Annotated in this window: 13 protein-coding genes and 3 tRNA genes; 12 read left to right on the forward strand and 4 right to left on the reverse strand. The window is 72.0% G+C overall.

Annotated features, from left to right (window positions below; translation table 11 throughout):
- Positions 1 to 91: 91 nt before the first annotated feature.
- A complete protein-coding gene (locus tag AB0K82_RS20865) occupies positions 92 to 919 on the reverse strand; it encodes a hypothetical protein (RefSeq protein WP_364399103.1) in 828 nt (275 codons plus the stop codon).
- 169 nt (positions 920 to 1,088) lie between these two features.
- Between AB0K82_RS20865 and AB0K82_RS20870 the strand changes: the two genes are divergently transcribed.
- The 6 genes from AB0K82_RS20870 (at position 1,089) to AB0K82_RS20895 (ending at position 5,459) form a co-directional block, all read left to right on the forward strand.
- The gene (locus tag AB0K82_RS20870; RefSeq protein ID WP_364399105.1) at positions 1,089 to 2,321 is read left to right on the forward strand and encodes a cytochrome P450; all 1,233 of its coding nucleotides are present in this window, start codon (positions 1,089 to 1,091) and stop codon (positions 2,319 to 2,321) included.
- A gap of 122 nt (positions 2,322 to 2,443) precedes the next feature.
- Positions 2,444 to 2,719: an isoamylase early set domain-containing protein gene (locus AB0K82_RS20875; protein ID WP_345363197.1), complete on the forward strand. Its 276-nt coding sequence runs from the start codon at positions 2,444 to 2,446 to the stop codon at positions 2,717 to 2,719.
- Positions 2,720 to 2,864: 145 nt separating this feature from the next.
- Positions 2,865 to 3,719 carry a helix-turn-helix transcriptional regulator gene (locus AB0K82_RS20880; protein ID WP_364399107.1) on the forward strand — a complete coding sequence of 285 codons (855 nt, stop codon included), beginning with the start codon at positions 2,865 to 2,867 and terminating at the stop codon, positions 3,717 to 3,719.
- Positions 3,716 to 3,817, forward strand: a complete 102-nt coding sequence (locus AB0K82_RS20885) for a DUF397 domain-containing protein (protein ID WP_364399109.1) — start codon at positions 3,716 to 3,718, stop codon at positions 3,815 to 3,817. Before AB0K82_RS20880 ends, AB0K82_RS20885 begins: the two co-directional genes overlap by 4 nt.
- 104 nt (positions 3,818 to 3,921) lie before the next feature.
- Complete coding sequence (locus tag AB0K82_RS20890) at positions 3,922 to 4,329, forward strand: hypothetical protein (RefSeq protein ID WP_364399110.1); 408 nt, start codon at positions 3,922 to 3,924, stop codon at positions 4,327 to 4,329.
- A 593-nt stretch (positions 4,330 to 4,922) separates the two neighbouring features.
- Complete coding sequence (locus tag AB0K82_RS20895) at positions 4,923 to 5,459, forward strand: hypothetical protein (RefSeq protein WP_364399112.1); 537 nt, start codon at positions 4,923 to 4,925, stop codon at positions 5,457 to 5,459.
- A 129-nt stretch (positions 5,460 to 5,588) separates the two neighbouring features.
- Here AB0K82_RS20895 and AB0K82_RS20900 read toward each other — a convergent pair whose 3' ends face one another.
- Complete coding sequence (locus AB0K82_RS20900) at positions 5,589 to 5,975, reverse strand: MerR family transcriptional regulator (protein WP_364399114.1); 387 nt, start codon at positions 5,973 to 5,975, stop codon at positions 5,589 to 5,591.
- Between the two features lie 64 nt (positions 5,976 to 6,039).
- On the opposite strand from AB0K82_RS20900, the gene AB0K82_RS20905 reads away from it, so the two are divergent.
- Together AB0K82_RS20905 and sigJ are read left to right on the forward strand one after the other, a co-directional pair.
- The gene (locus AB0K82_RS20905; RefSeq protein WP_364399116.1) at positions 6,040 to 7,287 is read left to right on the forward strand and encodes an MFS transporter; all 1,248 of its coding nucleotides are present in this window, start codon (positions 6,040 to 6,042) and stop codon (positions 7,285 to 7,287) included.
- 78 nt (positions 7,288 to 7,365) lie between these two features.
- Complete coding sequence (gene sigJ, locus AB0K82_RS20910; protein WP_364399118.1) at positions 7,366 to 8,283, forward strand: RNA polymerase sigma factor SigJ; 918 nt, start codon at positions 7,366 to 7,368, stop codon at positions 8,281 to 8,283.
- Positions 8,284 to 8,449: 166 nt separating this feature from the next.
- Here sigJ and AB0K82_RS20915 read toward each other — a convergent pair whose 3' ends face one another.
- Together AB0K82_RS20915 and AB0K82_RS20920 are read right to left on the reverse strand one after the other, a co-directional pair.
- Positions 8,450 to 9,721 carry an SGNH/GDSL hydrolase family protein gene (locus tag AB0K82_RS20915; protein ID WP_364399120.1) on the reverse strand — a complete coding sequence of 424 codons (1,272 nt, stop codon included), beginning with the start codon at positions 9,719 to 9,721 and terminating at the stop codon, positions 8,450 to 8,452.
- A gap of 127 nt (positions 9,722 to 9,848) precedes the next feature.
- Entirely contained in the window at positions 9,849 to 11,342 is a 1,494-nt protein-coding gene (locus AB0K82_RS20920) for a hypothetical protein (RefSeq protein ID WP_364399122.1), read from the reverse strand.
- Between the two features lie 188 nt (positions 11,343 to 11,530).
- Between AB0K82_RS20920 and AB0K82_RS20925 the strand changes: the two genes are divergently transcribed.
- From AB0K82_RS20925 to AB0K82_RS20940, 4 genes are all read left to right on the forward strand, one after another.
- Positions 11,531 to 11,603: transfer RNA gene (locus AB0K82_RS20925), tRNA-Cys, on the forward strand.
- Positions 11,604 to 11,629: 26 nt separating this feature from the next.
- A tRNA-Trp gene (locus AB0K82_RS20930) sits at positions 11,630 to 11,702 on the forward strand.
- Positions 11,703 to 11,861: 159 nt separating this feature from the next.
- Positions 11,862 to 11,933, forward strand: a tRNA-OTHER gene (locus tag AB0K82_RS20935).
- Positions 11,931 to 13,490: an SDR family NAD(P)-dependent oxidoreductase gene (locus AB0K82_RS20940; RefSeq protein WP_364399124.1), complete on the forward strand. Its 1,560-nt coding sequence runs from the start codon at positions 11,931 to 11,933 to the stop codon at positions 13,488 to 13,490. The genes AB0K82_RS20935 and AB0K82_RS20940 overlap by 3 nt, the downstream gene beginning before the upstream one ends.

Consider the following 13,490-nt stretch of genomic DNA (forward strand, 5'->3'; position numbering starts at 1 on the left):
ATGTCACCGGTCGATGCGGTCGGGACCGTACGCGGCTTGGCGCGGTGGCCGTCGCGGCGAAGCGGGCCGTGCGCGGCTGAGCGCGGTGGGTTCAGGCGGGCCGGGCCGGCGCGGACCGGTGGGCGCGGCCGAGCAGGGCCAGCGCGCGTGCGGTCTCGGTCGCGGTGAACGGCAGGCCGGGCCGGTGCAGCCGGACCCGGTCGCCGGTCGGAGTGGTGAGGGACAGCGTCTCCCGTTCGACCCGGTCGACGCGGTCGCCCGTGTCCGGGAGGAGACGGGCCTCCAGGAGCGCCGCCAGGGCGACCGGCAGCCGACGTGGGTCCTCGCCGGCCCAGGACGCCAGCAGGAGCGCGCGGGTGACCGGATCGACGAGTTCCCGCACGGTGGCCGGGCGGACCCGCACCGACCGGCCGCCCGCCGCGGTGAGCGCGTCGACCAGCGTGGGCGCGGTGACGGGCTCGGGCAGTTGGACGTGGAGTTCGTCGACGGTTCCGTCGGTGTCGGACTGGGTGCTCAGCGACAGGATGTTGCCGCCGAGCGCGGCGGTGGCGGCGGCCAGCGCCGCGAGTTGTCCCGGCGTCTCGCGCACCCGCGCCCGTACCCGCCATAGCCGCGCCGCCGGAAGAGCGGCCTCCGGTGCGGGGTCGGTCCGCGAGGACGAGGGGCGCCCGTGGTGGTCACGCCGGTGCGTCAGCCAGATGTGCGCCGACACGATGGCGCAGAGGACACCGCCGAGCACGACGAGCATGAGGGCGCCGGACCGGCGATGGCCCAGCGCCGTGGAGAACAGGTGCGCGATGCCCGCCGCCACGAACAGCGCAGCGAACTCGACGGCCTCGCGCCGCCAGGCCCGCCTGCCGTGACCGTGGGGGGCACCGACGCGGTCGAACGATCGGCCGTTCCTGATCTTCAATCCCATGGGGGCCACTCTGCGGAACCCGCGTTGCGCCCTGCGGTCAGCGCCGTGACGTCCAGGTAACCGAGCGGCCCTTTCCGTAAAACCCGGACGAAGCGGGATCGATGACAGCGACAGCAACCGTGACTTACCGTGGGTGTCAGCGGATCGGCGACCCGGGGAGCGATGAGCGATGACGTACGGGGCGGACCTGGCGCGTCTGGAGTTCTGGGGGCGGCCACAGGCCGAGCGCGAGCGGGCGTTCGCGGCGCTGCGGGCCACCGGGCGTCCGGTGTTCGTCGACTACGCACCGGACGCGGCGCAGCCGGTGAACGGGTTCTTCGCGCTGACCCGGCACGAGCAGATCATCGAGGTCAGCCGGAATCCGGAGGTCTTCAGCTCCGAGCCGACCGCGACGAGTCTCGACGACCCGCCACCCGCCCTGAGCGAGTTCACCGGATCCATGATCAGCATCGACGACCCCCGGCACGCGCGGCTGCGCCGGATCGTCTCCCGCGCCTTCACGCCCCGGATGATCAAGAAGTTCGAGGACGACGTCGCGCTGGTCGCCAGGGACATCGTGGACCGGCTGGTCGAGCGTGGGCCGTGTGACTTCGTCACCGAGGTGGCGATGCCCCTGCCGCTCACGATCATCTGCGCGATGATGGGGATCCCGGAGTCGGAGTACGACGGCGTGATCGACGCCACCAACCTCATCATCGGGGTGGGCGACCCCGACTACGTGGGCCCCGACGGACGGGACCGGATCTCGATGGTCGCCGAGCGGTTCGCCTACCTGCACCGCCTGATGGGCCGGCTCGCCGAGGAGCGCCGGGCACGGCCGTCGGACGACCTGGTCACCGCCCTCGTCACCGCGAACGTCGACGGCGAGTCACTGACCGAACGCGAGCTGGGCAGGTTCTTCGGGCTCCTCGTCATCGCGGGGAACGAGACGACCCGCACGGCGCTGAGCCACGCCCTGACGTTGTTCACCGACCACCCCGACCAGCGGGCGCTGCTGATGGAGGATCTCGACGCCCGGCTGCCCGGCGCCGTCGAGGAGGTCGTGCGGTACGCCACGCCGGTGACCTGGATGCGCCGCACCGTCACCCGCGACGTGGACCTGCTCGGTCACACCTACCGGGCCGGCGACCGCGTCGTCCTGTACTACAACTCGGCCAACCGCGACGAGGCCGTCTTCGACCGCCCGGACGTCTTCGACATCACCCGGACACCCAACCCCCATGTCGGGTTCGGCGGGCCCGGTCCGCACTTCTGCCTCGGCGCGCACCTCGCCCGCCGCGAGATGACGGTGCTGCTGCGCGAACTGTTCACCCGGTTGCCCGCCATCCACGCCACCGCCCCGCCCGTCCGGCAGCGCACGAGCTTCATCAACGGGATCAGCCGACTGCCCTGCGCCCTCTGACACCGCGCCCGGAGGATCGATCGCGTGAATTCTGCGTTACACGCCGTGTCGTCCGCGCCGTCCGCCTTCGGGCACGCCATGCTGTGAGTCCCCCTCTGATCGACACCTGTGCGAGGAACTCGATGCTCAGGCGCTCGCGGCTGTTCGGCCGCAAGACCCGTGTCACCTTCAGCCTTCCCCCCGACCAGCCCGACGGCGTCGTCAGCGTCGTCGGCGACTTCAACGACTGGGAGCCCGGCCGCCACGAGCTCATCAGGCGGCGTCATGGCAGGCGCACCGTCTCGGTGATCCTCTCCCCCGGCGTCCACCGGTTCCGCTACCTGGCCACCGGCGGCGTGTGGTTCGACGACGAGACCGCCGACCGCAGAGACGAGCACGGCTCCCTGATCGAAGTCTGACCGCACCTCCTCCAGCACCGCGTCGAGCACGGCCCCGGGCAGCCGTCCCGGCCGCCCGGGGCCGTCGCTGCTCCGTGCGGCGACCGAACATCAGCAATGACACTTAGCGCGCACATTTCGCGACCGAGGGTGACATCATTGATGGATGCCGTTCGCGAAAGCGCCCTCCGTCCGACTACGCCGGATCGGCTCCGCGTTGCGCAAGGCCCGCGAAGAGAACGGGCTGACCATCGAAACGGCCTGTCGCCGCTACGGCCGTTCCAAGAGCTGGCTCAGCACCCTGGAGAACGGCCTGCACTCCATCGACCCCCAGGAACTCGCCGACCTCCTCGACTTCTACGGCGTCCCCGCCGGCCCCCTCCGCGAGTCACTCCTTCACCTCGCGAATCACGACCGCGGCAAGCAGTGGGTGCGTGCTTACGAAGGGCGTATCTCAGCCGCAGCTCTCGACCTCGCCAGCCTGGAAGGCGATTCGGAACGAATCTGCAACTTCGAGCCGAACGTCATCCCTGGACTCCTTCAGTCCGAAGCCTACGCGCACGCGCTGATGAGGGCCGGGCTCCGTAGTCCAACTCGCAATAACACCGAGCTAGTGCGATTCCGGATGCAACGGCAACGGGTCCTTGGGAAGTCCGACCCGCCGTCCCTTGAAGTAGTGATCGGGGAAGCCGCGCTACGTCAGCAGGTCGGTGGCAGCCTGACGATGGGTGGTCAACTCCAGCGCCTCATCGAGGTATCCAGTACTGGCCTGACAGGGCTGCGCGTGCTGCCCTTCTCCGCCAATACCCACCTCGGCATCGCCGGCCCGTTCCATATCCTGTCACTCCGATCACCTGGTCGGCTTACCGTGACCGTTGTCGAGGACTTCACACAAAGCACGTTCGTGGAAGACGAGACGACGGTCGCCGCTTACAAGAGGATCTTCACTTACTTCCAAGGGGCGGCCCTTGACGAAGCCTCTTCGCTTCAGCTTCTCAAGGAGATAGCGTCAGAGACATGAACCAACTGGATCTCGCTACTGCCACCTGGCTCAAAAGCACACACAGTGGATCTAACGAGGGAAACTGTGTCGAAGTGACGTCCCTGGTGGTGGCCTGACCGGCTGCGCGTCACAGATCACTGGCCATCGCGGCTCTCTATCATCAGTAGATGCCAGTGATCATGGAGCGTGTCGCGATCCGCTGACCCGGTAAAACGGTGTCATGGAGCCGCAGGTCGTGACCTTCCCGCCGTGCCCGATCCGAGACGTGCGGGCGCGCTACTTTCACCAGACGAGTTGTCCAAGTGACTTCGCGGAGGTGATCGTCGACTTTGAGCCGTGGGAGGAGGGCTTCGCGTTCGAGGTCGCCAACGGTGCCACCGCGGAGGACCACTTCCGATCCGAACTGCCCGGTTTCCGTGCCGCGCTGGTGGAGGGGATACGGCAGGAACTGGCGGAGAAGGTGACGGACGTGCCGCTGGCCGTCGCGGTCGTCCTTCGGCACCTGCGCGTCCACGAGGTGGACTCGCGCGACGCGTCCTTTCGGATGGCCGGGCGCGTCGCCGTCCGGGTTGCGCTCGACCGGCTGCACGGTCCGCCGCCGAGGCCCAAGCGCCGTCACCCTTCGTGAGCGCGGCACCGCGCACGAAGCCGCAGGCGTCACCGGGCCACGGTGTGCGCGGGGACGGGCACGCGAACGCGCACAAGGCTCGGTAATCCTGATCGCGGACCCGGAGCGAACGCCCCAAGTCGCCGCCCGGCTACGCCATTCACCGAGCATTCGTTTCGCCACCGTCGTTGTCACCGTGCCCCGGCGCAGTCACGGCGCCGTCGTGGTCTCGTTGCCGTCGTCGTGGTCTCGTTGCCGTCGAGGTTGACGGGTCAATGACCGATTTGCCGGGTCTGCCACGTCACTACCGACGTCACAGTGGCTGATCGATCCGGCTGGGTGACTCCGCGGCTCGAGCAAGTCGGGCTCCACGACCCGATGACGGCACCGCGCGCCCGGAGGCGAGCACAACGCTCGGCGAAAGCCTGCCCTGCCGGGTGATTCGTCCCGATAACAGGCCCGCTCTCAGCGGCTTCACCGAGCGCTACGGCCGCCTCACGGCTGAGCCACCGCGAACCCACACGGATCGCTGTGGCCGGCGTCCCGACGTGATCATCCGGACCGGCTGGGGGCCGGGCTACGGTAGGAGACCGGGCGGACCTGAAGGGCACGATATGGGCTATCTGCTGGACGCTGCGGCGGTCCACCTCCTCGGAGCCGTCAACCGGGTGGTGTTCCGGATGTCTCGCGGCCGAATCCTGCCGTACCGGTTCGACGGCACGCCGACCGCTCGCCTGACGGAGGTCGGCGAGGTCCCGCGACTCTATCCGTTCGCCGTGGACTACCTGCGGGACGGCGGGGACTACATCGTCCTCGTGCGCGCCGCCGAGACCGCGTCGGAGCGGGTACGCGACCTGTGCGGCACCGGTGGCGTGACGATGGAGGTCGAGGACGGCGGCTCCCGTACGGCCGTCGCCGTGGTCACCGATGGCGCGGACGACGCCGCGGAGGCGGCACGGCTCCGGGAGAGGATCGACGCCGGCGCGACCGCGCGCCGGGTGCACGCCGACGTGCTGCCGATCGGCGGCGAGGCGGAACGCGGTGAGATCACCGCGCGCCTGCTCAGGACCGCTTCGCTCGACGAGCGGTACGCGCTGCGAAGCGAGGACCTGCGCCCCGTCGCCCGCCTGAGGACACGCCTGACCGGATGATGCCGCGCACGACCGTCTGAGAACACGCGCGACCGCCTTAGGACACGCCTGGCTGGATGAGGCCACGCACAACCGGATGAGGCTACGCGTGAGCGGGCAGGGCGGTGCTGTACGCGTCGGCTGAGGCGGTCAGGACGCGGCGTCGGCGCTGGAAGGGGCGTCGCCGCGGACCACATCGAGGTACTCGGCGATGGCGTCCCGGTTGCGGATCAGGCAGGTGATGCGCTCGGTCATCCGGTCGCGTTCGCGCTCGAGTGTCGCGATCATCTCCGGGGTCGCGTCCGGGAAGTGGATGGACCTCGGCTTGTCGAGGCAGGGCAGGATCTGCTTGATGATCCGCGTCGGCAGGCCCGCGTCGAGGAGCCCCCTGATCTGGATGACCCGGTCGACGAAGCGCGGATCGTAGTCGCGGTAGCCGTTCGCGCAGCGAGCTGAGACGATCAGACCCTGCTCCTCGTAGTAGCGCAGCAGCCGCCTCGACGTGCCCGTGCGTTCCGCCAACTCTCCGATGCGCATGTGCGCCACCTCACAGGATCCCGAGTTGACCATCACATCAATGTGAAGGTTTGAGCATACGGGCATGTCTCTCCATGACGCAGCTCCGCCGGCCGATCAGACCGAAGGCCGGCGCCTCCCGCTGTCCCCGCTGCTGGCGCTGGCGACGGCCGTGTTCATCACCAGCCTGACCGAGACGCTCCCCGCCGGTCTGCTCCCCGGCATCAGCGCGGACCTCCACGTCAGCGAGTCGGCGGCCGGACAGCTGGTGACCGTCTACGCGGTCGCCACGGCGGCGACCGCGATTCCGCTGACCTCCGCGACGGCGGGGTGGCGGCGCAAGCGGCTGCTGCTGGCCGCGATGACGGGATTCGCCGTCGCCAACACGGTCACGGCCGTCTCGACGAACTACCCCCTGACCATGGCGGCCCGCTTCGTGGCGGGGGTGGCGGCGAGCGTGGCGTGGGCGCTGCTGGCCGGGTACGCCCGCCGCCTGGCCCCCGCCCACCTTCAGGGCCGGGCGATGGCCATCGCCATGGCCGGCATCCCGATCGCCCTGTCGCTGGGAGTGCCCGCCGGGACCTTCGTGGGAAAGGCGCTCGGCTGGCAGACGGCGTTCTGGAGCATGACCGCGCTGACCGTCGTCCTCATCGCGTGGATCACCGCGTCGGTCCCCGACCATCCCGGCCTGCGGCAGCACGAACGGACTCCGATCCTCGGCGCGCTCCGCGTTCCCGGCGTGGCGGCGGTCCTGGTCGTCACGTTGGTGTTCGTCCTGGCCCACACGATCCTCTACGCCTACATCGCCACGTTCCTCGACCGGCACGGGATGGGCGCCTCGACCGACCTGGTGTTGCTGGTGTTCGGCATCGCGTCCCTGGTGAGCATCTGGGTCGTCGGTGTGCACATCCACCGGCGGCTGCGCACTCTCACCATCGCCGCCACGCTCCTGGTCGCGTTGGCGGCCACCGTCCTCGCGCTGTTCGCCGACGATCCCGCGCCGGTGTACGCGGCGAGCGCCCTGTGGGGCCTCGGCTGGGGAGGCGTTCCGACCCTCCTGCAGACCGCCGCGGGCCAGGCGGGCGGTGAGCAGGGTGACGCGGCCCAGGCCATGCTCGTCACCCTGTGGAACGTCGCCATGGCCGGCGGCGGGATCGTCGGCGGTCTCCTGCTCGCCCGGTCCGGCCCGGGGGCGTTCCCCTGGAGCGTCCTCGTGCTCATGGCACCGGTCCTGCTGGTGGTGCTCGCAGCCCGCGCCCACGGCTTCCGGGACGGCCACCCGGTCTCGTCTCCGCCGGCCGGTTCGCGGGAGGCCGTGCCGGATCCTCGGTGAGCCGGTCCTCATGTCACACTTCGGCGCGGTACGTCGTCCCTGGAACATGAGATGCGCTGTGGCTGGAGGAGAGCGGTCGTGACCGGAGCGCCGAGGAACGGTGACATGCCCGCCGGAGGCCGGTGGACGCAGGAGGACCTCGCCCGGGCCTTCGAAGCGGAGCGGCCGCGCCTGCTGAGCGTCGCGTACGCGACCACCGGGTCCCTGGCCGAGGCTGAGGACTGCGTGCAGGACGCGTGGCTGCGGCTGCGCCGCCTCGAGGACCCGTCCACGATCCGTGAGCTGCCCGCGTGGTTGACGACCACCGTCGGCCGGCTGGCCCTGGACGCGCTGGGCAGCGCGCGCGTCCGGCGCGAGCGGTACGTCGGTCCGTGGCTGCCCGAGCCGCTGGTCCAGGACGCCCACGCGGATGATCCCGCCGACCGGGTGACGCTCGACGAAACGGTGAGCATGGCCCTGCTGGTCGTGCTCGAGCGCCTGTCCCCGGCGGAACGGACGGCGTTCCTGCTGCACGACGTGTTCGGGATTCCCTTCGACGAGGTCGCCGAGGTGGTGGGCCGTACGCCGGTGGCGGTGCGCCGGCTCGCCTCGCGGGCACGGAAGCACGTCGAGGAGGGCCTGCCGCGGTTCCCGCCGACGTACGACGAACAGCGGGAGCTCGTGTCCGCGTTCATGTCGGCCTGTCAGGGCGGCGACCTGGAGCGGCTCGTGGGCGTGCTCGACCCCGAGGTCACCATGCGGGGCGACGGCGGCGGCAAGGTCCCGGCGGTGAGCCGGGTCGAGGGAGGCGCCGAGCAGGTCGCGCGCCTGCTGGTGGGGTTCACCGCCCAGCCGTCCGTCGAGGTACGGATCGCGGACGTCAACGGCGCGCCCGGGCTCGTCCTGCGGGACCCGGCCGGGGTGCTCACCGTCATGGCGTTCACCGTCGACGCCGGCCGGATCACCGCGATCGACGCGATCCGCAACCCTGACAAGCTGCCCGGCGTCCGGTTCTGACCGCCTGGTCCGCGCCGCCGTCCTCGGCGAGGCCGGCGGCGCGGAGCGGCACGCCGGGTGCCGAAGGCTCGGTGACCGCCGCCGCCGATGCGCGGGAACCACCGCGTCAGGTCGCCGGCGGCGGCCTTCACCGAGCAGAGCGGATCGTCCGCCCCTGTCGGGAGCCTCAGAGACGGGTCAGGTCGATGGCTTCGGCCATGGCCTGGTAGCCCGCGTCGTTCGGGTGCAGGTGATCGCCGGAGTCGTACGCGGGGCGCAGGGCGAGGGGGTCGGCCGGGTCGCGCGTGGCCGCGTCGAAGTCGATGACGGCGTCGAAGATCCGGCTGCTGCGGATGTAGGTGTTCACCGCCTCGCGCGTGGCCTCCAGCGTGTCGTCGTACACCGACCAGCCCTTGAACGGCGTGAGCGTCGCACCGATCACCGTGATGCCGTGGGCGTGGGCGCGGGCCGCGATCGTCTCGTACGCCGCGGTGATCTTGGCGGGGTCGGTCTGGTGCGGGCTCTGCTGGATGTCGTTGATGCCCTCCAGCACGATGAGCGTGCGGACGTCCGCCCGCGACAGGACGTCCTCGTCGAACCGGGCGAGCGCGTTCACGCCGTACGATCCGCCGTCCAGTAGCAACCGGTTGCCGCTGATCCCGGCGTTGAGCACGCCCAGCCGCCGGGAGAACGGCAGCGTCTGGATCCGGCGGGCCAGGTAGTCCGGCCAGCGGTGGTTCGCCCCGGCGGTGGAGTCGGCGCCGTCGGTGATCGAGTCGCCGAGGGTGACGAGGCTGCCGCGCATCGGCGGGTCGAACACGTCGACGCCGGTCAGGTAGTACCACTTGCCGAACGTGCCGGTGTAGGCGTCCCCGGAGACGTCACCGGCGTGGTCGCCGCCGGGAGCGTAGTAGGAGGTCTGCTGGGCGAGCGGATGCGTGGTCACCGGCCCGGAGACGACCGGCAGGTACGCGGTGACGAGAAGGTCGGTGCCGGGCCGTACCGGCAGGACGGCCGGATCGGCGGTGACGTCGGCGCCGGCGGGGACGGTCGCCGACCGGGCGCCGTGGAAGGTCACCTCACGCAGCGTTCCGGAGACCGCCCGCGCGCCGTCCGCGGCCCGTACGGCGACCGTGACGTGGCCGAGGGTCAGCGGAGCGGTGCCGAAGCGGTTGGACAGCCGGATCCGCACGGCCGCGCCGCCCGCGCTGAGGTGCACGACCTCGCGGATCGAGGAGCCGGACTCCGCCCCGATGGGCGAGGACAGGCCCACGGCGGGTGACGCCTCCCACGCTCCGACCCAGCCCTGCCCGGCGTGCGCCGCGGGCCGGGGCGGGGCGGCCGGAGCAGCCGGGGCCGCGACGGCCGCCGGCGCGACCGCCACGGCGGACGCCAGGCCCAGGGCCGTCGCGACCAGGGCCCGTACGCCTGCGGGTCCGCGCCTCCGTGTGTTCGGCATACGCCCACCTTTCCAGGGAAGAAAGCGTTTTCTGACACTGAAGGTAAAGTGATCATCTGCCGCCGACAATGGCCGGAGCGCCCCCAGGGGCCGGGACGGCCGGATGCGGCCGCGCGTCCGCGCCCGCTCAGCGCGACGGCGTGAACCAGGGCGGGAGATAGACCCGCCAGTGACGCCCGAGCCCGGACAGCGGGTGGGCGACCCAGGTGGCGGCGTAGCCGGGCGGTGGCGCGCCCGGCGACAGGATCCCCGTCGGCTCCCGGCGCGCGGTCTCGAGCAGCCGCGCGGGGCTGGTCGAGGCGAGAACGCCGCCGGTCTCCCCGGTCCCGCAGCCGAGGTAGAAGGCGACCGGCACCGACCGCGGTCCGCTGAGCAGGCACGGCCGGCGCAGCCCGAGTCGTTCGAGCGCCGCCGCGCCGCGCACGTACGTCCGGCGCTCGGCCGCGTTCTCCCGCGCCTGCCGGGACAGCGCCATCCCCTGGGAGCCGAGCTGGGCCAGCAGGGCCATGACGATCAGCCCGGCCAGCGGCCGGCGGAGACGGGGAACGGCCGCCGGAAGCCGGGTCAGGCACTCGGCGACGGGCAGCGCCAGCAGCGCGTACGCGGGTAGCAGGAACCGCGGCGCGGCGTATCCCAGGAGCAGCAGGTACGGCACGGCCGCCGAGACGCCGCAGGCGGCGGCGACCGCGGCCGGGCCCACGGCGCGGGCACGGGCCGCCAGCACCAGGCCGCCGGCGGCGAGCAGCGGAACGGCGGCCCACCAGAGCGTGAGTCCCGGGCGCTGCACGCCGACCCCGCAGGGACGGCAGAGCAATGGCCCGTTCACGGCGGACAGCTCGTACAGCAGCCCGCGCGGATGCCAGGCGATGCCGCCCTCGATGGCGCTGGACCTGCTGAGCCGCGCGAGCGGTCCGCCGTAGCGCAGGTACGCCTCGGCGATCCACTGCGCGGCGCCGAGCGCGAGGCCGGCGACGACGGCGGCGATCAGGGCCGGACGCCGCCACCTCCGCACCGCCACCGCCGCGACCGGCAGCGGCAGCGCGATCCAGAAGGCGTCCCCCGGCCGCATGAGCGTGGTGACGGCCCCCGCGAGGACGACCCCCACGAGGGCACCCCGGCCGCCCGTCACGACGTACCGCGCGAACCAGCCGGCCAGGGCCACTCCCCCGACGGCGACCCAGAAGTTCGGGATGACCTCGGAGACGTAATAGCCGGTGACCCACAGCCCGCTGAACAGGAGCGCCGCCAGCGGCACGACGGCCCGGCGGGAGGTCACCGCGAGCCAGGGCGTGTACGCGAGAACGATCGCGGCCGCTCCGGCGACGGCGAGGTAGGCCCGGAGCACGACGACCGACCCCGTGACCCACACGACCGGCGCGATGAGGTACGTGATGCCGCGCGCCCGGGGCGCGCTGAAGAACGCCGCCGGGGTCCGGGGGCTCACCTGGGTGATGTAGAGGGCCTCGTCCCAGCCGACGACGCCGTGCCGTACGACGACGGCGAACTCCACCGCGGTCAGGGCCACGGCCACGGCGACCAGCCACACGGCGGGACGGCGGATGAGGTCGGCCGGCTTCGGCACCGCCCGATCGGCCGGTCGCGGCAGCATCCGGGTGCTCACCCGACCCCCGTCTCGCCGTCCGGCCGCGGCCGGAGTCTCCCCTGGACGTCCCAGAGTCGTGCAGGTCGACGACCAGACGATGTCCGACGGCTGAACTCCGGCCCTCCACGAGGGGTCGGCTGCCCGTCTCCGTACGCTCGCGACGGCAGCGAACGACGCGGCCTCGCATCCGTTACGCTCGCTCCCGCAGGGTCGTAGCGCAGAGGTCGTCGCGCCCGACTGCACATCGGGAGGACGCCGGTTCGATTCCGGTCGGCCCTGCCCCGTGTCCGTTATGCTCGCTCCGCGGAGCCGTAGCGCAGAGGTCGTCGCGCCCGACGCCAAAGCGGGAGGACGCCGGTTCGATTCCGGCCGGCTCCGCCTCGGCCGCTCCGGTCCCGTCCTGCCTGCCCCGGCTGCCCGTACCCGCCCGAAGCCGGCGCGGGAACGACCCCCGCGCCGTGGCCTTTTCGCGGGGAAGGCCGGGAATCGCGAGCCGTTCCTGCAATGTCCGGGACGTTCGCTACGCTCTCCCACGGCAAGGCCGTAGCGCAGAGGTCGTCGCGCCTTACAGCGGGTTGGAGGACGCCGGTTCGAATCCGGCCGGCCTTGCCCCTTTTCGTCATGCGCTCGGCGGGGGTGTCGGTGGTGGTGGTCGATCCGGACCTGACCGAGGCGTGGGCCGGGTCCGGCACCGGCCCCGGCGACGCCGAGCTCGACGCCTGCCTTCGGGTGCTCACGCAGGCCCGCGGGACGCACCCGGACGATCCGCGCTGGGCCGCCGTCCGCGAGGCCGCCGCGCAGCTCTATCAGGCCGACAAGAAGGCGCGGAAGGCGATACGCCGGGCCGACCGCAGACGCCAGGACCGCGAGGCCATGGCCGCGTCCGCGCGGTTCCACGATCAGGACCCCTCGTCCGGGCCCGATCCGGTGGAGGAGCGGTCCGCACGGCCCGCGCGCCCACTGGCCGGCACCCGGCGCTGCTACGTCTGCAAGGCCTCGTACGGGCAGGTGCATCCCGAGTACCACCTGCTGTGCGCGGCCTGCGCCGAGGAGAACTCCGCCCGCCGCCACGCCCGGTGCGACCTGCGCGGCCGCCGGGCCGTCGTGACGGGCGGCCGGGTGAAGATCGGTTTCCAGCTGGCCTTGAAACTGCTGCGCGACGGGGCGGAGGTGCTGGTCACCACCCGCTTCCCCCGGGACGCCGCCCGCCGGTTCGCGGCCGTGCCCGACGCCGCCGACTGGCTGGACCGGCTGCACGTCCACGGCGTCGACCTGCTCGACCTGGCCGCCGTCGCGCGCCTGCTGGACTCCGTCCACGACCGCTTCTCCTCCCTCGACATCCTCGTGAACAACGCGGCGCAGACCATCCGCCGGCCCGCGGCGTACCACCGTGCGGTGCGCGAGGCCGAGGACGTCCCGCTGACCGGCCTCGCCGCGCGGATCGACGTGACCGACGCCCGGCGGGCCGCCGGGTTCGCGTTCGAGGTGTCGGCCCTGCCGGGCGCGGCGGCGTCCGGGCTCCCGGCGCCCGACGGCTCGGCGCCACTCGCCGACGCGGCGGTGCCGGCGACCGGCCCCGCCCGCGCCGCGTCCGGAGACGCGATCAAGACGAGGGGCGATGCGATCGAGGCGCTCTTCCCGTCCGGTCGCACGGACGAGACCGGGCAGCCGCTGGACCTGCGCGACCGCAACAGCTGGAGTCTCCGGCTGCACGAGGTCGACCCGGCCGAGTGGCTGGAGGTCCAGATGGTGAACTCCTTCGCGCCGTTCCTGCTGACGGCCCGGCTGCGCGGCCTGCTGGAGGCGTCTCCCTGGCCGGACCGCTACGTCGTGCAGGTCTCGGCGATGGAGGGCAGCTTCTCCCGCGGGTTCAAGACCGTACGTCACCCGCACACGAACATGGCCAAGGCCGCGCTGAACATGCTGACGCGTACCTCCGCCGCCGACTACGCGGCCTCGGGCATCTACATGACCAGCGTGGACACCGGTTGGGTGACCGACGAACGCCCCCATCCGGACAAGCTCGCCCAGCGCGAGGCCGGGTTCCGTCCGCCGCTGGACGTCATCGACGGCGCCGCGCGCGTCTACGACCCGATCGTGCGCGGGGTGGGCGGCGAACGGCTGTCCGGCCTGTTCCTGAAGGACTACCGACCGGTGGATTGGTGA

The sequence above is a fragment of the Actinoallomurus sp. NPDC052274 genome (assembly GCF_040679475.1).
Taxonomy (GTDB): domain Bacteria; phylum Actinomycetota; class Actinomycetes; order Streptosporangiales; family Streptosporangiaceae; genus Actinoallomurus; species Actinoallomurus liliacearum.

What these genes read in the sequence shown, in the direction of transcription:
- AB0K82_RS20885 (WP_364399109.1), top strand. Translation starts at nt 3,716, where the DNA reads ATGAACCAACTGGATCTCGCTACTGCCACCTGGCTCAAAAGCACACAC.
- AB0K82_RS20870 (WP_364399105.1), top strand. Translation starts at nt 1,089, where the DNA reads ATGACGTACGGGGCGGACCTGGCGCGTCTGGAGTTCTGGGGGCGGCCA.
- AB0K82_RS20895 (WP_364399112.1), top strand. Translation starts at nt 4,923, where the DNA reads ATGGGCTATCTGCTGGACGCTGCGGCGGTCCACCTCCTCGGAGCCGTC.
- AB0K82_RS20905 (WP_364399116.1), top strand. Translation starts at nt 6,040, where the DNA reads ATGTCTCTCCATGACGCAGCTCCGCCGGCCGATCAGACCGAAGGCCGG.
- AB0K82_RS20875 (WP_345363197.1), top strand. Translation starts at nt 2,444, where the DNA reads ATGCTCAGGCGCTCGCGGCTGTTCGGCCGCAAGACCCGTGTCACCTTC.
- AB0K82_RS20900 (WP_364399114.1), bottom strand. Translation starts at nt 5,975, where the DNA reads ATGCGCATCGGAGAGTTGGCGGAACGCACGGGCACGTCGAGGCGGCTG.
- AB0K82_RS20915 (WP_364399120.1), bottom strand. Translation starts at nt 9,721, where the DNA reads ATGCCGAACACACGGAGGCGCGGACCCGCAGGCGTACGGGCCCTGGTC.
- AB0K82_RS20880 (WP_364399107.1), top strand. Translation starts at nt 2,865, where the DNA reads ATGCCGTTCGCGAAAGCGCCCTCCGTCCGACTACGCCGGATCGGCTCC.
- AB0K82_RS20865 (WP_364399103.1), bottom strand. Translation starts at nt 919, where the DNA reads ATGGGATTGAAGATCAGGAACGGCCGATCGTTCGACCGCGTCGGTGCC.
- AB0K82_RS20890 (WP_364399110.1), top strand. Translation starts at nt 3,922, where the DNA reads ATGGAGCCGCAGGTCGTGACCTTCCCGCCGTGCCCGATCCGAGACGTG.